This is a genomic window from Companilactobacillus nuruki (assembly GCF_002872255.1).
In the GTDB taxonomy this organism is placed as follows: domain Bacteria; phylum Bacillota; class Bacilli; order Lactobacillales; family Lactobacillaceae; genus Companilactobacillus; species Companilactobacillus nuruki.
The window spans coordinates 1-19,744 of record NZ_NIPR01000048.1 but is presented as its reverse complement, the minus strand read 5'-3'; the positions used below and the strand labels follow the sequence as shown (position 1 = coordinate 19,744).

Genomic DNA, 19,744 nt, shown 5'->3' with positions numbered 1-19,744 from the left:
AAAGATAAAAAGTAGTGCCTATGGATATCGTAGTTGGAACAACTTTACTGAACGTATAAATATTCAAATGTTTTGGCTTCGAGCAAGCTCATCAGCCAAATAAAAAAACAGCTAGACCATTTATGGTCTAACTGTTAACTTGAATCGCCATCAACTTGATTTGACGAACAGCCATAAAATCTCGCTGGTTCTTTTATTTTAAACGTGGTTAAGATGCTAGTCTGCCTGTATAATAGTATCTTGTAGAGAAGTTAAGGCGGTGGCTATTTCCAATCGGAGGTGGTGCTTATGGTGTTAAACCTTTAAAGCCCATAAATCCTAACGAAAGGAGTAGCCTAAGTGTCCGTTGCGGACGCTTTACAATTAATGCTGGCTTTCGGTACCTTTATCGTGGCTTTAATTGCATTAATTGTTGAGCTGATCAAAAGTCAGCAAAAAAAATAACCGCCTTAGCTCTGGCAAGCTAGCGGTTATTTAATCGTATTAAGTTATGCCACCGTCTTTAACGGCTCTACATGGGAAGTCCTGTTCTAGCGGGGCTTCCCTTTTCTGTCTATATTATAGCATGACTATAACTGACTTTCGACTATTTTTAATCAGCTTTCTAGCAGTTTTAGGGAACACACGTTTGCCTTTTGTGATACAATACAGGCAAAAGCTAACGGAAGTGATCTAAATGTTTTTTGATGATGAACCGAATGGCGTGTTCTTCTTAATCGATAACAAGTCCTTTTATGCTAGTTGCGAAGCCGTTGCCCGGGGGCTTAATCCCTTAAAAGTCCCATTAGTGGTCCTTAGTGAAGCTGAAAATACCAATGGCGGACTCATTTTAGCCACGTCACCCGAAGCTAAGCACTTATTTCATCTTAAAGCCAACGTCTCCCGTAAACGTGACTTACCCAATGACCCCAGGTTGTGGGTCGTGCCACCGCGCATGAACCTTTATATTCAACGTAATTTGCAGATCAATCAGATCTTTCATCAATTTACCACTGAACAAGAGGTTTGGCCGTATTCGATTGATGAAAGCATTCTTGATATGACCTATACTTGGCGGCTGTTTGGCAATTCCGTTCGCGAAGTGGCCCGCTTGATTCAAAAGACAGTTCGGCAAAAGCTAGGCTTGTATACCACCGTGGGAATTGGTGACAATCCGGTGCAAGCTAAATTAGCCTTAGACCTTTACGCTAAACATAATCATGAATTGATCGGTGAAATCCATTACGAAACTGTGCCGGATAAAATTTGGTCAATTACTGAATTAACGGACGTTTGGGGGATTGGCCCCCGTATGGCGAAACGTTTGAACCGCCTTCACATTCACAATATGTATGAGCTAGCCCATACCAACCCTTATTTACTCAAACAGCAGCTTGGCGTCATTGGTAGCCAGTTATTTGCTACGGCCTGGGGAATTGATCGCGCGCAAGTTACGGAACCAACTAAGGTTAAAGAAGCTAGCCTGGGTAATTCGCAAGTATTGCCACGAGATTATTTTAACCAAGTCGAAATTGAAACCGTCATTAAAGAAATTGGGGAACAGGTGGCGGCGCGGCTTCGGCACCACCATAAACTGGCCGGGTGTCTATCGCTAAGCATTGGGTTTTCCTATGCCGCAGCTGAAGCAGATGGTCGCGGTGGCTTTAACCAGGCTTTAAAAATTGAACCAACTAATGACAATCAAGTTTTGACGCAACAATTATTGTGGTTATTCCGTCAGAATTGGGACGGTCAAGCTGTCCGGAATATTGGTGTTTATAGCAGTAAACTAAGTGCCAACTCCGGCCAACAACTTAATTTATTTGAAACCCCGCGCAACCAAATTCGCCATAGCCGGTTAAACCAGGTGATTGATGAAATTCACCGGCAATTTGGGTTCACCAAACTAGTTTACGCGACCAGTTTATTAAAGGGGGGCACCGCTATCAAGCGGGCGTCTCTAGTGGGCGGACATAATGGAGGTAATAGCTATGAATAGCGATATCGAGATTATTAAGGGGCGGTTAACCCTATTGTTTAAGCGGCGTCCCAAAACCCGCTATTGGTTAATGTTGACTAATGATACCTACGATCAGACCTATAATCTGTTTTTTAACAGTCAACGGGCTAACGAGCGCTTGCAATCCGTTCCCTTACATAAATTAGCTAACTATGATTTAGCTGATTTAGAAAATTTACTAAAAGCATTACGACAAGATATAAAGCTAACGATCGAATTTGTCGGCTTTACTGGGGAACGGTGGCCGGCTAGTCAAAAGCTGATTCAACGAAAGCGGGTGCCACTTGAATAACCAAGAATTTGACTTAGACACGGCTAAGCGTTTTTTTGAACATGATTATCATGACCGGGGCATGATGAAATGGCAGGGCTTCTATTTATCTGATCATACTGCCGCTTTAAACCAACAGAACCAGCAGTTGAATGAAATATACGTTCCAAGACCGCAACAATCCTTAACAGTAATTACCGAGGTATTGGCGGACGCATATCAGCGTCAGCAACCAGTGACCATTCAATTAAAAACGGTTGACCAAAACAACCGTCATTGGCCAGATATCACCACCTTGGTCCATGGTTACAATGCCAATGATATTGTGGTTGATGCTGATCGGTTTATCCCACTACAAGAAATTCGCAATGTGGCCTTTAAAAATACGGAGAAGCTATAAAATCCTAGCTCTCCGTATTTTTCTTAACACTTTATTTGCTGGCTCTGTTTTTTCTAATTGCTTTATTTTAGACAGTTTTACTTCAATGTAGGCAAAAGAATTCACAGACCATTGCCATTAATTGATAACGTTTTTCAGATCTCCTGATAAATATGCTTTTATATTATCAACAGTCATATGCAACAACCGTTCTCTTGTCTCATATGGTGCCCAAGCAATATGTGGGGTAATATAACAATTTTTGGCCTGTAATAATGGGCTATCACTAGCAATGGGCTCCCCTTTAACAACATCAGTGGCGTAGGCATAAATTTTGCCTTCATTCAAGGCATTCTTGATGTCCGCTTCATTAGCCAATTTGCCTCGGGCCGTATTCAATATAATAACCCCAGTTTTCATTTTGGCAATCGTATCATTATTAATTAAATCAATTGTTTCTGGTGTTTGGATCACATGCAGACTAAGCACATCAGATTGCCTTAATAGTTCATCAAATGAAACCTGCTGAATCCATGATTCAGGAACCTTTTTAGGACGATGATTATAGAAAATAACTTTCATAGAAAAAGCGTGTCCTATTTTAGCAACTTTTTGCGCAATATGGCCATAACCGATTATTCCTAAAGTTTTCCCTTTTAATTCTAATAGCGGTTTTTCCCAAAAAGTAAAATCAGGAGCCTGTGCCCACCGGTTTTCATGAACAAGCTGATTATGCAATCCAACTTGGCTAGTCACTTCTAATAATAACGAGAAAGTAAATTGTGCCACTGTGTCACTTGCATATGTGGGAATGTTAGTCACCACAACCTTGTTCTGGTGTGCGCTCTCAATATCAACGACATCATAACCGGTTCCCATGATTCCGATATACTTCAATCGTGATGTTTTGCTAATCACTTCATGATCTAGGGGTGTTTTGTGTGTAATGACGATATCAGCATATTTAATTCGTTTTATGATTTCAGCGTTATCGTTAACTGGGGTACGATCATATAAAGTGCAGTCGCCTAATTCTTGCAAGCTTTTCCAATTTAAATCATTGTTTAGTTCATATCCATCTAAAAGAACAATTTTCATAGTGTTAAATCCCCCTATCTTTTCAATGTTTTAGCTGCATTATGTTCTGGTTGTTTAATTGCCGGGTTTTGTTCAGAAAATGCTTTCAGTTGTTTTTGCGTTCGATTACTGATTTCATGGTGTACATCATTTAATTTATTTTGTAGTTCTGATTTTTGTTGTGGATTAGTTGCTTGCTGAACTTGTTGTTGCAAGCCTTGATAGGACTTACTAAGTTCCTGAGCTGATAGCTTTTTTAGATCATGCTCAGGTTCTTTTTGTGCTTCTTGCAAGCCTAATTGTTTGGTTAAGCCATCGCTAAGCTCAATCACTTTGTTGCTAACTTGCTGGATTTCACTTAAAGCACTATGGATCACAGCTGTATCTTTAGCCCAGGTAGCCACATAACCGAGTGAATAGTTACTGGTATCAACGCCAATATTTTGCATGGCAACATATGCGACCGCTTCGGCCTGGGTTTCCTGATAGGCTCGTGGCCGATCTTTAAAGGCTGATTTTAAGCCGTGTAGCTGGCTATGCGCATATTCGTGGTATAACGTCTTTAGTTTCAAAGCATTGTCGGTCTCATCACCACCAATAACAATTTCATTAGTGCTGGGTTGAAAATACCCTTTAGCCCCATTTAGCGTTGCTAAGGGCACTTCACTGACTTTAAGGTCGGTTTGCTGGTTTAGATAGTCCTTGAATGCGTTATACAAGCTTGTCACATTCTGATGATCGGCCAAATTTTCTTTGACAAAGTCTTTAGCACTTAACACTGGTTCACCGCTAGTTTGTGCCACATCAAAGACGGGTAGATAGCGATAACCGACAATGGCGCGCTCATCGGTGGTATCAAGATGCTTCTGCTCGGCTGGTGTTAGCTTCTTAATGATCGGAGCCGCAATCCGAATCGCTTTTGCGCCCCGATTGACGGTTCGGTTAAAAGCCTTCTGCCATTGCTTAAAACCGGCGACTTGAGTGGCTTGAGGATTTTGCGCATAAATTAAATCAATGTTTCTGGCGCTATAATGATGAAATTTAGCCAGGGTATTGAGATACTTTTTAAATTGGTCACTATCAGTTAATTTTAGGATTTGCTGTTCAGCCTGGGCGACTAATTGTGCTTTCCAAGCCTTAACATCTGCTTTATTTGGCATAAGTTACCCCTCCTCATCTTCAAAAATATCATTCAATGTTGGCAATGATCTTATTTGAATCGGGGTCGTGCCATAAAGGGCAACGTAACCGTCAGACAATTTTTGCCAGGCTACTTGATAATAAGCGCCGTTACCAGTGATTTCTTTTAAATACTTGTAGGTTCCTTTAGCTTGCAAAACGGGTAATTCACTGGCTAAAACTGCTAATTCGTTGTTCATTTTATGATCTCCTTTGTTTTGTTAATCTCACCCGTTGTTCAGGTTTACTTTTGGGATTGTAAAAGTGAACCTAAATGACGGGTTAACCAACCGGAACGTAGTGTAGGGCGGTAGGCAGGTTCTAATCAAAATCAAAACTTAATTTATGGCCGTCAAGCTTTAACTTGGCAGCAAACGACTTTCCTTTTTTGCTCTTGAAACCCTTTAATTTGCTGGTTTCCCCCTTGGTGACCAGCGCTTTAATTGCGGTCTTACCAAGCGTCTTGCTACTCCATTTCTTGGGTAGGGTAAAGTCCTCACCTTGCTTGGGTTTCACAATGTAAAACTTTTGTTTATTTATGACAGTTACTTGTGGTGTTTCTAAGAACACCTCGGCAACTTTTTGCGCTTGCTGTTGATGATTAATTTGTTGTTTAATGGCTGCACTGCCAGTTAATTGCGTGGGAACATCAGCGATCAACTTTGCCACGAACTTTTTGATTTGGCTCAAAAAATTATCCTGAGTGCGTTCTTCGGTACTGATTTGCTGTAACGCTTGCTCCCATTTAGCTGTCATTTCTGGACTAGTTAGCAAGGGTTCGAGTTCGACTGCTTTACATAAAGTGATTCCGGCTTCACTGACGTGGAGCTTATTCTTTTCAGTAACTAAGTAGCCGCGTTTCTTTAACACTTCCAGCACATTGGCCCGGGTCGCACTTGTCCCAATGCCTTGCACATCTTTGAGAATCGCCTGGGCTACTTCATCATCAAGCGTTTTGCCAGCGGTCTTCATGGCCGTAATCAGGGTACCTTCGGTAAAGGGTACCGGAGGTGTTGTTTCTTTTTGCGGAGTTTGCAGATTCGGTTGAACTTGGTCGCCTTGGTGAACGATCGGTAGGGTGGCTGCCTCTTGCTGGTCGGTTTTGTGATCATCAAATAAAGCTTGCCAACCTTGCTTAGTTGGGACCTTACCGGTTGCTTTAAAATTGGCGTCACCAACTTGGGTGATAATGGTGGTTTCCTCGTACTCGTACGGATCAGCAAACATCGCTAACGTCGTTCTTAAAACTAAATCATAAACCTGTTGCTGTAATTTAGGCAAGCTGGCTAGTTTCTCTTTCGTCGGCACGACTTTAGTCATGATAATGGCGTAGTGTTCTTCAACCTTTTTTCCATTAACATAGCGCTTATTTGGGGTGGTATTGGTTAAAGCGAATGGCTTAGAGACTAACCCCAGATACTTCGTCAAATTAGCCACTAAATAACTAAATTCTTCATCAGTGATATAAGCACAATCCGTTCGGGGATAACTGAGCAGTTTGTCTTCGTATAAGCTTTGAATAGCCGCTAAGGTTTGGCTGGCGCTAGCGTGATAACGTTTATTCATGGCACTTTGGAGACTAGATAGCGAGAATAGTTGGGGACTAGCTCGTTTTTTGCCTTGCTTTTGGACGTCCTTGATAAAACCGTCCTGTGGGCCTTTCTGAACGTGTTTAGCCTGCATGAATGTCATTAGCCCTGCTTCGTCTTTAAATCGCTGATAGGGGTCTAATTTTGCGACAAATTTTTGCTGATTAGCTAAAATTTCCGCATTTAGCTCAAAATAAGGTTCCGGCTTAAAGTTTTTGATTGCCTGGTCCCTTTGATAGACCATATACAAGGTTGGCGTCTGCACGCGACCAATTGAGTATACCCCGCGTACCCCGTTTTGTCTTAATAACAAAGTATATAAGGGACTACCATTCATACCGATCAACCAATCACTAATTTGACGGGTTTGGGCTTCTTTATAAGCCAAATAGTCTTTGTGCCAATCACCAAGATTTTTAAAGCCGGTAATAATGGCGTCTTTTTCCAAACTATTCAGCCATAGCCGCTTAATGGTCTTCTTTTTAACGTCAATCTGGGCTTGGATCATGATTGACCACGCAATATTAGAGCCTTCCCGACCGCTATCGGTGGCAACAATAATGGTATCGGCCTTCGTTAACAGGTCTTTGACGACCTTGAATTGATCTTTTTTACTAGCTGACACCACAAACTTGTATTTATCGGGGAAAATCGGTAAATTAGATAAGGCCCATTGCTGATATTTCTGATCATATTTATCCGGTGTGGCTAGTTCAACTAAATGTCCGAGACCATACGTGACAAGCGTATTTTCGGGCAAAACAGGGTCGCTAACCGTATAGTAACCCTGTTTTTTTGCGCTCTTTTGAAAGGCTTGAACGTATGAACGGGCTTGACTAGGTTTTTCAGCTAAGATAACAGTGGTCATGTTCGTTCACTCCTTGTGATTAAGTTTTTGATCTAATTCTGTTTTACCTTGTTCAGCCGCTTTCAACCAAGTTTCACGGCGCAATTCTTGTTGTTGCTCTATCGATTGTTGCTTCAAATAATGTCGATACCGGTTGATGGCTTTGAGATCTGCATAGGCTGACCAACGGAATAATAAGCCACCCAGCAGTAAAACTAAGGCCATTAGCGCAGTTCCTAAAAAATCGGTATGGTTCGCCGTGAAAAGCTCTTGGTATAAATCCATTAACATGAGGTAAATTCCCATTATATAGAAGACCATGCTAACTAAGTTATCAAAATAGTAAGACAGCTTAGTCCGCCGTGAAGGTGTTGCAAAAGGGTCGGTTCGCATATCTTTTTTGGCTTTTTCCAATAACCAGTGTGCGATTTTCTTCATAACTATTTTTCCTCCTAGTGGTTACGGAAATAATTTTGAAACATTCTCATGGCACCCATACCAGCACTTTTAGTCACACCGGTTGAAGCCCAAAAGTCTTTAACGGCGTCAGGTGTTTTGACCACCAGAAAACCGAATCCGATTGAAGCAATAAAAGCAATAAACCCGTATTTAGCCATATTAGTGAAACACCACACTGATAATGACATACAAAGCACCTGGCTAATAATGGAAGCATTGTAATAAATGTACTTCTTCCACCACGTACCACTATAATCAAAGCTTTCAGTCGCCATGCTCATTGCAGCTAAAGGAATTGTCAGGTTATACCACGCCATATCAGCCACAAACACACACATTTTGATAAAGAACACGACGGTTACGACAGTGAAGATTAGCAGAAACAAAATCTGTAAGGGTAGCGAAATGCCAACATCTTTTAGCCCAGGAACTTTATTCATGCCGGTAATTGATTTAGCAGTGAATTTCTGATCAGAACTAAACATATACTTTAGCAGGGGCAAGGTAATTGAACCTTGAATAAAGCCCTGTAAAAACACGAAAACCGGAATCACGGCCGCTGATTTAATCCCGTCCATGATGATATTAGCCCAAGTCACATCGGTACTTTCGTCCGCCTCTTTTATAATTGTCATCACAATACGCCCAAGGACAACCACAACGACTAACGATGTCGCAAAGGACAGGAAGATGGCATACCACGTTTTAACAATCGGCAAGCTTTGATTGGCTTGGTCAATGATTGCCTTACAGATGTTGAATAAACCATCTAACAAACCAGACAGTAGCCATTCGAAAAAATGTGAAATAGCTGATTGAATAATTTCTGTCATTTTAAAATCCTCCTTTGTCTATTTGGGAATGAGTGAGACCGTACCAGTATCACTTTTAGCCAGTGTGTTAATTGGTGTTAGTTTATATTTGTCTGACTGCTTTTTAATCTTAAACAAACGTGTTTCTGTGCTACCTGAAACACTATTTTTACCAATGAACTTAATTTGTTCATTGCCCTTGTTTTCAATCAACTTGTAAGTATAAACTTCGCTAAAGCCCGCTTGGGTAAGTGTTAAGTTGCTTTTTGAAAACTTTGCAGTAGCGGCCATACCATTATCTTTGCTAGAAGCAAATGTCCACTGATGGCTTTGCAAATCCTGTGCTGTAGACTTCCCACAAGCGGTAAGACCAACAACAATCAGTAACACTGTCATCACAGCGATTATATATTTCCGATATTTTTTCATTAATATGTCCTCCATTATCCAAGCATTTTCTTATGTCTAGACTCTAATTCTTGATCGATATTGTCCTGCAATTTGTCTTCTTCGTCATCGGTTGTTTGATCGTCTTTTTTGGCTTGGTGTTGTGCTTTAACCGTCTGATTCCACTTATCTACCTTATTCTTAAAGTTGGTTTCTTGGCTGGCTTCTGGTTGGACTTGATACTCATTCTGTGACAAGTTAACCAAATGATCAGCCCCTGGAAATAGTTTAAATTGGAACGCTTTTGTCGCTTTGACTGGTCGCGCATTACTAAAGATTAATAAGCTCTGGTCTTCGGGCATCCGCATAATTTCATCGGGCGTCATGAGCGAACGGCTCGTATAGCTGTAACTATCGCTCTTGCTGTGGCTTTCTTCCTTGCTATGACTGATACTCTCACTACCGGTTTCCACTTTCACGGTTGATTTTCCTAACAGATCACTAAAGTATTTAGCGGTCACATCATTAGCGGCATTCAAGCAAATTTTAACGGCATGATTACCTAAGATACTCTCGGCCTTATCCTTGCCATACAAGGCTTGTAGCTGGGTTAAGGTTTGACAAATGGTGGTGACACCAATGCCGTACCCTCGACACGTTGCTAAAAATTCTTCATACTTTGGGAATTTGCCTAAATTGACAAATTCATCAAGGATAAAGTCGACTTGGTGGGGCAATTTAGCGTGATGATCGGCGGCTAATTTGTATAATTCATCAAACAATTGTGAGAAAAACAGATTGATGAAGCTTTCATAGGTATTATCCATCACCGGAATAATCACATATAGCACAACTTTGGCTTTGCCAATCTCTTTTAAATCAAAATCCGAAAAGCTGGTAAAATCGGCCACTTCCTTGTCGACGAACTTCGAAATGGTCGCCAGCAAACTTTCAATAATACTAGCTTTCATTTCCCCTTTGGCTTTTTTGAAACCTAACTCATAAGCGCGTCTCGCTGGATCAGTCATGGTTAAATCAAGAAACAAGGTGTCTAGCGGACTATCTGCGCCCTTTTCCTCAGCTTCAACGTCGTTTTCTTGTAAAACTTGGGTTACGCCTGCCAAATTTCGTTGTTCTGGTGACCGGTGGTTCATGACAAACAGGATTAGTGCCTTCAAAAGTTGACGTTGGGTACTGAACCACACATCTTTTTTACCTTCGGCATTTTCACTCTGAACGATCTTGGTGGCGACAGTTTCAGCTTGAATATCTCGTTGAATATAATCAAAGGGATTGTAGCGATCACTATGCGCCATGTTGGCAAAGTTGACGACATGTACTTGATAACCCTGGGCTAGTTTGATACCGGCCGTCTTTTCGTATAATTCACCTTTCGGATCGGTCACGACAATGCTGTTCTCCGTTTCGTTAAACAGGTTGGTAATGACGACTGATTGGGTCTTATATGATCCAGGTCCCCCAACCACAAAGATATTCCGATTGGGTTTGGTGCTGTTATTCTGGTAAACAATCCGTTTATCCACGATCCCTAAAATTGTCCCATTCATGTTAATCTGCCCCCTTCGCTGACTTTTCTCGATCCACTAATGATTTGAGAATTTCGGCCTTGGTACTCTTGTTAAATGCTGTGGTAAGGTCTTTGGCATTGATACTAAAGTAATGGTCACTTAATTCTTTTAGATCACCCCAGGTCGCACTCCCGTGGGTTTCAGTGTCCGCAGTTTCCCAAGCTTTATGCTTGCTGTTCCGTTTCAAGGCAAAATAGACGGTGTATATGATAACGGCGACACTGACAATAATTAATACCGGGTTCTTTTGGCCTAAATATAAGTTGTAATAATGCCAGGGGTGTAAGGCTAATTGTTTTAATACGGTTGGCATATGATCCGCAAAGGTTAGCTTATAACGGGACAAGGCCATGACAGCTCCAGCTAGGATCTCCGCTAAATACAAGCCAATGATTAGCGTTAGTAGGTACGGCCAACTGGCTTTAACGCTGTTTAATAATTTGTCTTTCATCTAATCACCTACTATCTGTTTAATTCTTTGTTGGTTGGTGCCGGTGTACCGTTGCTTGCCATGGATCAAGGTTGGTACTGACGTTAATTGATATTTTTGAATGTAATGCCGATTCTGCGGTTGGTTCATGTTAATCAAGACGATGTTGTGACTGATTGCGTTGTGCCAATAAATCTGATGAAAAATAGCTTGGCAATCCGGACAATCATCACGGTAAAAGAACAGAACTTTATCAGAATGCTTAGCCAGCGTCACGATTGATCGCTGCTTTTCTACGTGATTGACATATTGATGACCAGCAAACCCGCTAACGGCTAAAACCACCACGATTACCGCTAGGGCTTTACCAACGCGTTTAATTAAGGTCACTGGCTTTAAAGCTACTACCTAAATTTTGGACTGCGGTGATTCGATCCGTGGTGGTATCGAAAGTCACTTGATAAAGTACCGTCGCCTTTTGCCAGTCGTTGTCGCCGCTCTTACTTTCGTAACTGACGACGGCCAAGCCCTTCATGTTTTGCCCCTGCTTGCTTTGCGTATACAGGTTCAGTTGATTTAACTTGGCTGAAACACTATTGCTATCACCATACGTGCCTTTGTTTGAAAAGTATTGCTGATATAGCTTGTCGGAAATCAAGTCTTTCACGCCATTTTTACGCTGACCGTAGGTCTTGGGCTTAAAGTTATTCATGACCTTAAAGAACTTGGTGACTACCGTATTAAAACTCAGTTCAGCCTGACTTTTGTCTTTATTATTTTGGTAGGTCTTATAACTGTCAATTTGGGTGCTCAATAACTGCTTTTGTTGGTTGGCTTTAGTCAATTGCTGGTTAACTTGGCGCTTCTGTTTTTGTAGCCGACTAATCTGCTGTTGCGCCTGCTTAACCTGGCTATGTTGATAGGTATTTGCCCCTAACGACATAACTAAGATCAAGCTGCCAATCACCACACTTAAAACCATGCTCCGCTTCATTTGTTTTCCCTCCTTACTTCTTGATCGGCCGGGCTAACGTTACATCACCACCATTTAGTAAGCTATAAAAAGCGGTCCCAAAAGTGCTTTCGTTAACTTTGTCACCCGTACCACCTTGCTCAATGATCTTAGTGGCTTTTCCTTGCCATTTGCCTAGTAGAATGGCAGTATGGCCGTCGTTTCCAGCTCCCACGCCTTGATTAACGATCACAATATCACCGGCTTTCGCGTCAGTTTCACTGATCTGTTTCAAGTATTGATGGCTGCCTTTGGCGTCACTAGCCATCGTGCCGGTAAACCAGCCCATGTTGGCCGGTACCTTGTAACCAGCTTTATTAAGTGCTAACCAGACGAAGCCTGAACAATCGGTTCCACCGGTTTTGTTAGGATTCTTTAAATCGCTACCTAAATCGGGGCTAGGGTGAGTTTGAACATAATAAAAGTCGTCCTTCATACTTTCCGCGTTTTTAACAATGCTGCCACCGGAATAGCTCGGGTCACTATCACAACCTAGTTCGGTCAGATCGCCGGAACTTGCATTATCTAACGTATTACCGGCCACGGGATCACTTGTACCCAACACGGAATACCAATGATCGGCATAACCGTATCTTTGGCTTAAATACCATTGTTCCGGGTTCTTACTCATACCCTCGTAATCCATTAACCAGGCTTTGGTCGCTTTATGCACGTCCGTATATTTAAAAATCTGCTTGTTTGACGCATAGTAACTACTGTTCAATTCTTGGTCGAGATAATCCAACTGTACCCCGAGATTGGTCGCTGGTTTATTTTCTTTATGGGCTAAATCTTCCAGTTTATCTTTTCGACCACCTAACCACTGGGCTAAGCCCGTGGCCCCGGAACTGGAATTAACGGACTTGGGATCAAGGCGACTTTCTAGTTGTAAGACCCCCAAGATACCGGCGGCCGCTTGTGGGGTGGCACCATACTTTTGCTTCCAGTGCGCATAAATATTTTTGGCATTTTCCTTCATGCTCTTACTATCTAATTGCGTTTCTGTGGTCGTTGAATTATCACAACTGTTTTCTTGCAATTGACCAGTAAGCGCGGCGATTAGCAAGATGATTAGCAGAATGGTGCCACCCACAATATAAGCAATCAACTTCCATTCCCTTTTCTTATATTCAAATGACAATACCTGCATTTAATCACCTACTTTGTGCTTAGCCTGATCGACCTTTTTTTGGGCCGCTTGCTGATCGTTTTGGGCATTCTTTAAATCAGACTTGGCTGAATCCACCTGCTTGTCTTTATCCTTATCTTTACTACCATCAATTTTGTTGGCGTCATCTAACTTCTTTTGAGCGTCGCTAACTTCGTTCTTAGCGGAATTTAGACTTAACAGGGCTTTTAAATACTTAGCTTTGGGACTGTTCACGCCAGCTAATTTGGTTTGGACAGTCTGGGCATCTTGTGTGTCGTTATGGGCTAGGAAAGCTTGTCCTATTCTTAATAAAACATCAGCGTTCGTCGTAAAGGATAATTGGTTATTGAGCGTATTGGTGTCGTAGTTAACGATGGCCTTTTCCAGCGATAGTTGATCTTTTTGCGTGCTTGTCGCCTTAGTTGGTAACTGCCAATCGGCCACTTGACTGCTATCTTTGTTGGCATAAGCCGCATTAACAACCTTGTTCAACTCACTTGGATCAACCTTTAAAGCTTGCTGGTACTGACCATGCTTTAAAAAGACACTGACTTGCTTAGCTGAAGGATAGCCGGCCCGTTGCATATCTTTTTGCGCTTCTGACCACTTCTGATCATTTAAAGCGGTTTGAATTTGACCGCTATATTTTAATCGCATGACCTGGGCTTGGTTCTGGTTAGCCAAGCTTTGATATTGCCGTTCGTCACTTTTGTGGACTAAGCCGACGGCCAAAACGGCCACAATCGCCACCCCAGCTATACTCAACCATAAACGTTGTTTGGTTTTCTGCTGGGCCGTTTCAACTTCCTGCCATTCGTGATAGCTCACAAAATCCTCAATGCCGTTAACCACTTCCGTTAACTCATTTAACGACGTAGCTTTAGCCACTTGTTGTAAATAGTCATCTGGGTGTTTGGCCAAGGCTTCTTGGGGATTGCTTAGTAGCCGTTCATAGGGCGTCCCCGTCAAGCAAAACAGAATCAGTGCTTTGTATTTGGCTAAATTGCTATGTTTATCATCATAAGGCATGAGTTCATTGGCCCGGTAGGCGTACCAAACATGTTGCATTGGGTAATACCACAGGTTGGCTGGGTTCAACGCAATGTGATACTGACTATCGTTAACCACATGTTGCGCCATAATTTCCTTGGCAATCGCTGACCGGATTGCCTTATTTTCATGTGGTAAATTCTTTAATGATCTGACCTTATCCGGCAAGGTATAAGTTAAAACAACCTTCTGGTCTTGCTCAACCACGTTAACCAACTGTAAGAAATTGGCATCAGCTTCCTTTAATTCGTTTAGCTCACTCAACTGGTCATATCGAAACTGATTGTGATTGAGTTCGAGAATTAATTTGTTCCCCTGTCGCTTGAACGTGCCAACCTCGATATTTAATAGCTGATTTGATTTACTCATTTAAAGTCCCTCCTTCCTCCTCGGTGGTAGCTAAAGCGTCAATTTCACTGGGAGTTAAGATCACGCGCTTTTGATAATCCGGTTGTTCGGCTGTCTCACGATTGTATTTTTCTTGGTAAGCTTCTGGGTCGATTAGCCGTAGTTCTTCTTCGGTCAACTCGACACGCATAAAGGCGCGTTGGCTACCATAGATCATCAGGGCTTCGCCTTGTCTACGGCGTTCTAGTAGCTTCTTTTCTTTATCCGAGAACGTCATACGCAATTTGGTAATCACATCATCAACGCCTTTACCGTCAAGACCAAAGAACACTTTGGTGTAGGAGTTCCCAATAATGGCTTCACCAATGTTCTGCCCGGTATCTGTCGTGCCTTCAATCACATCTTGAATTTGCTGCGTTCCGGCAATCGCCCCAGCATTATACTTTCTAAACCGCTTATAAGCTTGATGGAAAAAGGTGGCGGCCGCTTTGTGTAAGGTTAAAAAGTGAAATTCATCGACAAACAATTTCTTGCGGCTATGCCGATCTTTGGTAATTTCGTCCCATAGATACTGGAAAGTATTCAGATAAGCCGCTGATTGGACTTCCTGTTCACTTTGTAGGGGTTTTAGATCAAAAGAAATGATCTTTCCCTTTAGGTTGACGTTGGTGTGCCCGTCAAATAGGCTGTTAGAACCATGGGTATAGCTGCCTAAGATGTAGTAGAAGTCTTTAACCCGATTAAATTTGTCGGCGTCCTTATCAGCCAGTTTTTCCAACTCGTCATAAACATTGGATAAGGTCGGCCACTGATCGTCTTTAATCTCTTTTAAGCGGCTGTACTTCAAAACACCACTGTTGACGTAGGCCTGTTTAACGACATCATCAAGAATTGCCAGCTCAACTTGGGTAATCCCGGTTTTAAGGACTTCAAAGAATCCCTTTAATCGCTGGATTTTATCTTTAACTAGTAAATCAAGGTTCGTGACCGCCTCATCGGCGCTTAGGATTTCTTCGGAGAAAATTTGGAGCGGGTTAATTTTGTACTTAGCATTCGAGGTTAGGTGCAAGACTGCGCCACCCAGGGCTTCAACAATCTTGGTATATTCGTTTTCTGGGTCAATAATGTAGAGTTGATAGTCTTGAATGGCGTAGCGTAAGATTTTCTGAATCATATAGGTGGTCTTGCCGACCCCCGAGGTGCCGATAATGACTTGATTTTGATTTAGCGTCTTGTTGCGATCCAGCATATCTACGGCAATTAAGCTGTTGGTATCTTTGTTAACCCCTTCAATATCAGATCTAGGCTTCAAGTCCAAAATCTCCGCGTCGTCAAAGGGAAACATGCTGCTGGCGACTTCGGTATTACTTTCTTTATAGGTGTAATCCCCCATGAGGTTCTCGTTAATTGGCATGGTTGACCAGAAAGCTTGAAAGGTTGCTTTAACGGGCACTAAGGGCTTCATTTGTAGTTTAATCAACGTATTCTTGACGTTCTCGGTTAAGTCATCTAATTCTGCTAAACTGTTAGCCCGCAGATAAACCAACATATGTTGATAGACAAATGTGGTAGAATTATCAAGGTATTTATCTAGTTGCATGTTGGCTGAATCAATATAATTTTGCAGAATCTTCTTTTTATACGGGTCGAACGTATTTAACTTCTGCGCTTCCTTATTTTGAATCGTCTTCTTGTAATAGGTAATCATTGAATTGTTACTGGCGCTGTCGATATATTGCACAATATCGATAACGCCTTTTTTGCGCTTCAATTCTGACAACCAGTTGCCATACACCCGCTTGGGATAGTCAGCAATCGCTAACACCCGAATAAAATTCTCGCCCGACTGGACGTAGGTGGGGTACTGTTCCCAGCTAAACGGGAATAGTGAATGCAAGCTATCGCGATCAATCAGCTTGGTAAAGTCTTCAACCTCCGGTTTTTGTTTATTAACCGCTGGTTCACTATTTTGCCTACTTTCTTTCTTGGTTGGCATGAACAAATCAATGACCTTATCGCCAAAACTCATACTGTTGCCTCCTATCCATTGAAATTGATTAAGTTCTTTAAAATCTCTTGGACTTCCTGACTAGTCAAAACTTTGGCCGTCACATCAAAGTCCGTTAACGCATTTTCAATATCCCGTTTAACCTGTTCGATCTTTTCGTCTAAATGAGTGACCGCTAGGTTTAAGCTCTTAACACTTTTGTCTTTAATTGGCACCTTAACGATTAGCAGATGTTGCTTAGTTGTCATGTTTTTGGATTCTTGGACTTTAGTAAAGTGATCCAAGTAACTGGCTATGAGCTGGATTTTGAACTGTTGCTCCGGGTGGCCTTTTTGTAAGGCGAGATACCGCCGTTTGAGACCATTGAGATAAGCCGTCATATTGACGGGAATCGTCGGTTCTAAGAACTGTAATGTGTCATCAACACCTTCACCTAAGGTACTCATGAGAAAAGCGCCATAGTCCTCAAAGACGTCCTGTTGTTCGGTTTCATTAAGTAGATCAAGGTTGATCCCACTAACTTCCAAAATGCCAACGAGATTACCGGTTTTGGTAACTTCGTAGTTACCATACATACCCACCACCAAACTCATGTCATCAATGGTCTCTTTACCACCATTGATTTTAGGCGGTTGGTAATCCCAATCGAGCTTCGCTGATTTATTGGCGGTTTTGCTCTTCTTCAAACGCATTTAGTTCACCTCGCTTCTTCGGTTTTAAATAAAACAGTTTCTGACCATTGGCATAGCGGCGTTTCAACTTAAAGTTATCCCGCACTTTAATATTCTTCCGCGCCGCAACTGGCCTAATTGTTAAAATAGCCATGACAATCGTCATGGCTAAGACAACAATCACTATTTTTATCAGGACTAAGATCAGACCATAGGGTGGGATCGCAATAAAAATTAAGCCCACTAGTCCTGCCAGCGCCGCATAGCCAAAATCCTTCAAGGTGTAGTCTTTCCAGATCCCGTAATCTTTATCTACGTTCTCTGGGAAGATAAATTCTTTTCCTTTCTTCATTTGGCAGGCTCCTTTTTAAATTAAGTGAATAGGCTGTAAACCCAAGGTAATAGCCAGATAATCGCTGCCGCTAGGGCCACTAAACCAGCCACCCGACCAACCGCGTGATAAACTTCTGATTTCTCTCGCGGATCGTCTGCGTCAGGCATTCTTTTGATAATAATAAATAGCGCGACACAAATCCCGACTAAAACGACCAACCCAGTTAAAATACCTTGAATCGTCTTACCAGCGCTGGTTAGCTTGCTTTTAACTTCGCCACCGTCCGCCGCCAAAACAACCTGGGCGTTCATCAAGCCCAAATAGATTGCAGTAGCTCCAGTAGTTGCTAACGCTTTTACTTTGCTGAACTTCATGTTATTCCTCCTTCCTATCATCTTCTGATGTTCGTAATTGAATTTGTTCTGCCTGCGTTTCTTCTGGTTCACGCTGATAGAACTTGTCCAATTGTTCCTCAGCAATTTGCTGGCTTGGTAATGAGTCGGTGGCTAATTTGACGCGGCCATTTTTACTCGTGGCTAAGTAATACTCTTTTTCTGACTGGCCTAATTCTTGGGTCTCTAAGACATGCAAATTATGTTCGTAACGGTCTAAGGCGTTATCAACTTCTAAGCCATAGAAACCTAAGAAACCTTCCAGGAAACTCTCACCAAAAAAGGTCATTTCATTTTTGATCTGCTTATATTGATGAGTCGGTTTATCACTTACCAATTTTTCGGCCTTTTTAGCATTTTGACTGTCTTGGTGGCGATTAAACCAACCACTAAGCTTTAACGGCTCAGTCTTCAACTGGCGTTTAACGGTCTTCTTAATCATTGCTTGCCGAACTTCATCGATTGGCTGACCGTCTTGATCTAATATCGCTTGTAGCTGCTTCTGGTCAGTTAGTGCTTGGTCGTCATCAACCACAATCGCCTTTTGGTCATCATGTAGTAACTTGCCATTAATGCCTTGCCAACTTTCTACTTTCATTAAATCACCTCCTCAAAAAAAGCGCGTTAGGGTCGCTAAACAACTAGCTTTCCCCTAACCCGCCCGGTAAAATGGATTGTTAGGAGGGTGACACCCAGAATCGTAACTTCTAGGTGCTGATCCTCGTTAGCAACTTCACTGCTTACGAGGACGCCCTCTTTTTTTATGTGATTTTTAACCCACTCTATCCCTTCATCAGATATTAATTTATTGGTACCTGAACCAAGCAAAAATTGATCAGGAAACTCTGGATGTCGTTTGATCCAGTTGCTGACATAATTTCGGCCACGCCCCAGCTTGTGATTAGCTTGCGTTACGCTGTACCATTCCTGATTGCCTGTCACATGTAAGTTCTCCTTTCTTAATTTAGTCATAATTTAACATCAAAAGGTGTAACTTACACCATTTATTTTTTTACATTTAGGTTACAAGTGCCTGCCCCCATCTTCATGCCGGTTTCGAGTTTGGTGTTGCCGTTGCTTTTTCGTCATTTCCCACTCAGTCTCCTTTAGTCCACGTAGTTGCTGCTTTCTTAGATAGTCCGTGTTCTTCGCATATAAAATGGTTATTAAGGCTTCGTCCAAAATATTAGTCAGGTAGTTTTTCGGGCTAGTTGGGTAATAATTAATGGCCTGATAGTCCTTAATTTGGTCTTGCTTATATTGATCAAAGCGCATTGTCTGTTGTTTCAAACGGGTTTGCACCATTTCAATTTGTTGGTGATCCAACTTAGGATCTTGGCCACATTCGCCAATAAACAGTTGCCGGGTGCCATCATGTTTTAAGACCCGTTGCAGTCGATGATCCTGAATATCTTTTAATTCCATTTTACCTAACAGGTAATTTAAACCGGCTTGGTGTTGCTGACTAGTAAAGACTACCGGTGGCTGCTGTTGCAATTGACTAAGATCATCGGCGCTTAATGGCTTTAATTCTGGGTCATAATAAACCACAGCGGTATAGATTTGCTCCTTATCAATCGTCTCTAGCTTATCCAGGTCACTGTCCGGAAAAGCAGTCGTTAGAATGCTGTTGTATTGGGTTTGCACTACGGCTTTAACTTCCCGCATGACCCGTAAATTTTTCACTGCTTTAGAAATGAATTCGAGTTCGTTAGGTTGATAAGCGGCTAGCATGCCCCGATCAGTATGCTTCAAATCGTC

23 protein-coding genes and 1 pseudogene are annotated in these 19,744 nt (G+C 42.0%); 4 read left to right on the top strand and 20 right to left on the bottom strand.

Annotated elements, in window-relative coordinates; translation table 11 throughout:
- Positions 1-339: 339 nt before the first annotated feature.
- The 4 genes from CBP76_RS10310 to CBP76_RS10295 all read left to right on the top strand — a co-directional run bounded on the left by CBP76_RS10310 (position 340) and on the right by CBP76_RS10295 (position 2,670).
- A complete protein-coding gene (locus CBP76_RS10310; RefSeq protein ID WP_016378676.1) occupies positions 340-444 on the top strand; it encodes a putative holin-like toxin in 105 nt (34 codons plus the stop codon).
- 232 nt (positions 445-676) lie between these two features.
- Positions 677-1,978, top strand: coding sequence for a Y-family DNA polymerase (locus tag CBP76_RS10305; protein ID WP_102196792.1), 1,302 nt, complete (start codon positions 677-679; stop codon positions 1,976-1,978).
- On the top strand, positions 1,971-2,291 hold the full coding sequence (locus CBP76_RS10300) for an acetyl-CoA carboxylase (RefSeq protein WP_085013056.1): 321 nt from the start codon (positions 1,971-1,973) through the stop codon (positions 2,289-2,291). The genes CBP76_RS10305 and CBP76_RS10300 overlap by 8 nt, the downstream gene beginning before the upstream one ends.
- Positions 2,284-2,670 carry a hypothetical protein gene (locus tag CBP76_RS10295; protein WP_102196791.1) on the top strand — a complete coding sequence of 129 codons (387 nt, stop codon included), beginning with the start codon at positions 2,284-2,286 and terminating at the stop codon, positions 2,668-2,670. Before CBP76_RS10300 ends, CBP76_RS10295 begins: the two co-directional genes overlap by 8 nt.
- Positions 2,671-2,787: 117 nt before the next feature.
- On the opposite strand, the gene CBP76_RS10290 is transcribed toward CBP76_RS10295, so the two are convergent.
- The 20 genes and pseudogenes from CBP76_RS10290 to CBP76_RS10195 form a co-directional block, all read right to left on the bottom strand.
- The gene (locus CBP76_RS10290; protein ID WP_102196790.1) at positions 2,788-3,747 is read right to left on the bottom strand and encodes a D-2-hydroxyacid dehydrogenase; all 960 of its coding nucleotides are present in this window, start codon (positions 3,745-3,747) and stop codon (positions 2,788-2,790) included.
- Between the two features lie 14 nt (positions 3,748-3,761).
- The gene (locus CBP76_RS10285) at positions 3,762-4,886 is read right to left on the bottom strand and encodes an ArdC-like ssDNA-binding domain-containing protein (RefSeq protein ID WP_102196789.1); all 1,125 of its coding nucleotides are present in this window, start codon (positions 4,884-4,886) and stop codon (positions 3,762-3,764) included.
- Between the two features lie 3 nt (positions 4,887-4,889).
- Positions 4,890-5,105 carry a hypothetical protein gene (locus tag CBP76_RS10280; protein WP_003679901.1) on the bottom strand — a complete coding sequence of 72 codons (216 nt, stop codon included), beginning with the start codon at positions 5,103-5,105 and terminating at the stop codon, positions 4,890-4,892.
- Positions 5,106-5,226: 121 nt separating this feature from the next.
- The gene (gene topB, locus CBP76_RS10275) at positions 5,227-7,362 is read right to left on the bottom strand and encodes a DNA topoisomerase III (protein WP_102196788.1); all 2,136 of its coding nucleotides are present in this window, start codon (positions 7,360-7,362) and stop codon (positions 5,227-5,229) included.
- 6 nt (positions 7,363-7,368) lie between these two features.
- Complete coding sequence (locus tag CBP76_RS10270) at positions 7,369-7,779, bottom strand: hypothetical protein (protein WP_102196787.1); 411 nt, start codon at positions 7,777-7,779, stop codon at positions 7,369-7,371.
- 14 nt (positions 7,780-7,793) lie between these two features.
- Positions 7,794-8,633 (bottom strand): conjugal transfer protein TrbL family protein, encoded by an 840-nt coding sequence (locus CBP76_RS10265; protein WP_062904660.1) that lies wholly within the window; start codon positions 8,631-8,633, stop codon positions 7,794-7,796.
- 18 nt (positions 8,634-8,651) lie between these two features.
- Complete coding sequence (locus CBP76_RS10260; RefSeq protein ID WP_002825299.1) at positions 8,652-9,041, bottom strand: hypothetical protein; 390 nt, start codon at positions 9,039-9,041, stop codon at positions 8,652-8,654.
- Between the two features lie 14 nt (positions 9,042-9,055).
- Positions 9,056-10,567 carry a VirD4-like conjugal transfer protein, CD1115 family gene (locus tag CBP76_RS10255; RefSeq protein ID WP_102196786.1) on the bottom strand — a complete coding sequence of 504 codons (1,512 nt, stop codon included), beginning with the start codon at positions 10,565-10,567 and terminating at the stop codon, positions 9,056-9,058.
- A gap of 1 nt (position 10,568) precedes the next feature.
- Complete coding sequence (locus CBP76_RS10250) at positions 10,569-11,039, bottom strand: conjugal transfer protein (protein WP_102196785.1); 471 nt, start codon at positions 11,037-11,039, stop codon at positions 10,569-10,571.
- Positions 11,040-11,408, bottom strand: a complete 369-nt coding sequence (locus CBP76_RS10245) for a thioredoxin family protein (protein WP_102196784.1) — start codon at positions 11,406-11,408, stop codon at positions 11,040-11,042.
- Positions 11,395-12,012, bottom strand: a complete 618-nt coding sequence (locus CBP76_RS10240) for a SadB/YajI family lipoprotein (protein WP_102196783.1) — start codon at positions 12,010-12,012, stop codon at positions 11,395-11,397. Before CBP76_RS10240 ends, CBP76_RS10245 begins: the two co-directional genes overlap by 14 nt.
- Before the next feature lie 13 nt (positions 12,013-12,025).
- Complete coding sequence (locus CBP76_RS10235) at positions 12,026-13,180, bottom strand: phage tail tip lysozyme (protein WP_102196782.1); 1,155 nt, start codon at positions 13,178-13,180, stop codon at positions 12,026-12,028.
- Positions 13,181-14,599 (bottom strand): type VII secretion protein EssB/YukC, encoded by a 1,419-nt coding sequence (locus CBP76_RS10230; RefSeq protein ID WP_102196781.1) that lies wholly within the window; start codon positions 14,597-14,599, stop codon positions 13,181-13,183.
- Positions 14,592-16,607 carry a VirB4 family type IV secretion system protein gene (locus CBP76_RS10225; protein WP_102196780.1) on the bottom strand — a complete coding sequence of 672 codons (2,016 nt, stop codon included), beginning with the start codon at positions 16,605-16,607 and terminating at the stop codon, positions 14,592-14,594. The genes CBP76_RS10230 and CBP76_RS10225 overlap by 8 nt, the downstream gene beginning before the upstream one ends.
- 11 nt (positions 16,608-16,618) lie before the next feature.
- A complete protein-coding gene (trsD, locus tag CBP76_RS10220; protein ID WP_056980348.1) occupies positions 16,619-17,278 on the bottom strand; it encodes a TrsD/TraD family conjugative transfer protein in 660 nt (219 codons plus the stop codon).
- A complete protein-coding gene (locus CBP76_RS10215; protein ID WP_014216295.1) occupies positions 17,247-17,609 on the bottom strand; it encodes a hypothetical protein in 363 nt (120 codons plus the stop codon). Before CBP76_RS10215 ends, trsD begins: the two co-directional genes overlap by 32 nt.
- A gap of 20 nt (positions 17,610-17,629) precedes the next feature.
- A complete protein-coding gene (locus CBP76_RS10210) occupies positions 17,630-17,965 on the bottom strand; it encodes a CagC family type IV secretion system protein (RefSeq protein ID WP_024855764.1) in 336 nt (111 codons plus the stop codon).
- A gap of 1 nt (position 17,966) precedes the next feature.
- Positions 17,967-18,581, bottom strand: coding sequence for a hypothetical protein (locus CBP76_RS10205; protein ID WP_102196779.1), 615 nt, complete (start codon positions 18,579-18,581; stop codon positions 17,967-17,969).
- Between the two features lie 35 nt (positions 18,582-18,616).
- Positions 18,617-18,955 (bottom strand): hypothetical protein, encoded by a 339-nt coding sequence (locus CBP76_RS10200; RefSeq protein WP_102196778.1) that lies wholly within the window; start codon positions 18,953-18,955, stop codon positions 18,617-18,619.
- A 51-nt stretch (positions 18,956-19,006) separates the two neighbouring features.
- Positions 19,007-19,744: pseudogene (locus CBP76_RS10195) on the bottom strand (MobQ family relaxase); the annotation flags it as partial.

Excerpts from the sequence above, each read along its gene's own strand:
- CBP76_RS10305 (WP_102196792.1), top strand. The coding sequence starts at position 677 with ATGTTTTTTGATGATGAACCGAATGGCGTGTTCTTCTTAATCGATAAC.
- CBP76_RS10300 (WP_085013056.1), top strand. The coding sequence starts at position 1,971 with ATGAATAGCGATATCGAGATTATTAAGGGGCGGTTAACCCTATTGTTT.
- CBP76_RS10290 (WP_102196790.1), bottom strand. The coding sequence starts at position 3,747 with ATGAAAATTGTTCTTTTAGATGGATATGAACTAAACAATGATTTAAAT.
- CBP76_RS10285 (WP_102196789.1), bottom strand. The coding sequence starts at position 4,886 with ATGCCAAATAAAGCAGATGTTAAGGCTTGGAAAGCACAATTAGTCGCC.
- CBP76_RS10280 (WP_003679901.1), bottom strand. The coding sequence starts at position 5,105 with ATGAACAACGAATTAGCAGTTTTAGCCAGTGAATTACCCGTTTTGCAA.
- topB (WP_102196788.1), bottom strand. The coding sequence starts at position 7,362 with ATGACCACTGTTATCTTAGCTGAAAAACCTAGTCAAGCCCGTTCATAC.
- CBP76_RS10270 (WP_102196787.1), bottom strand. The coding sequence starts at position 7,779 with ATGAAGAAAATCGCACACTGGTTATTGGAAAAAGCCAAAAAAGATATG.
- CBP76_RS10265 (WP_062904660.1), bottom strand. The coding sequence starts at position 8,633 with ATGACAGAAATTATTCAATCAGCTATTTCACATTTTTTCGAATGGCTA.
- CBP76_RS10260 (WP_002825299.1), bottom strand. The coding sequence starts at position 9,041 with ATGAAAAAATATCGGAAATATATAATCGCTGTGATGACAGTGTTACTG.
- CBP76_RS10255 (WP_102196786.1), bottom strand. The coding sequence starts at position 10,567 with ATGAATGGGACAATTTTAGGGATCGTGGATAAACGGATTGTTTACCAG.
- CBP76_RS10250 (WP_102196785.1), bottom strand. The coding sequence starts at position 11,039 with ATGAAAGACAAATTATTAAACAGCGTTAAAGCCAGTTGGCCGTACCTA.
- CBP76_RS10240 (WP_102196783.1), bottom strand. The coding sequence starts at position 12,012 with ATGAAGCGGAGCATGGTTTTAAGTGTGGTGATTGGCAGCTTGATCTTA.
- CBP76_RS10235 (WP_102196782.1), bottom strand. The coding sequence starts at position 13,180 with ATGCAGGTATTGTCATTTGAATATAAGAAAAGGGAATGGAAGTTGATT.
- CBP76_RS10230 (WP_102196781.1), bottom strand. The coding sequence starts at position 14,599 with ATGAGTAAATCAAATCAGCTATTAAATATCGAGGTTGGCACGTTCAAG.
- CBP76_RS10225 (WP_102196780.1), bottom strand. The coding sequence starts at position 16,607 with ATGAGTTTTGGCGATAAGGTCATTGATTTGTTCATGCCAACCAAGAAA.
- trsD (WP_056980348.1), bottom strand. The coding sequence starts at position 17,278 with ATGCGTTTGAAGAAGAGCAAAACCGCCAATAAATCAGCGAAGCTCGAT.
- CBP76_RS10215 (WP_014216295.1), bottom strand. The coding sequence starts at position 17,609 with ATGAAGAAAGGAAAAGAATTTATCTTCCCAGAGAACGTAGATAAAGAT.
- CBP76_RS10210 (WP_024855764.1), bottom strand. The coding sequence starts at position 17,965 with ATGAAGTTCAGCAAAGTAAAAGCGTTAGCAACTACTGGAGCTACTGCA.
- CBP76_RS10205 (WP_102196779.1), bottom strand. The coding sequence starts at position 18,581 with ATGAAAGTAGAAAGTTGGCAAGGCATTAATGGCAAGTTACTACATGAT.
- CBP76_RS10200 (WP_102196778.1), bottom strand. The coding sequence starts at position 18,955 with ATGACTAAATTAAGAAAGGAGAACTTACATGTGACAGGCAATCAGGAA.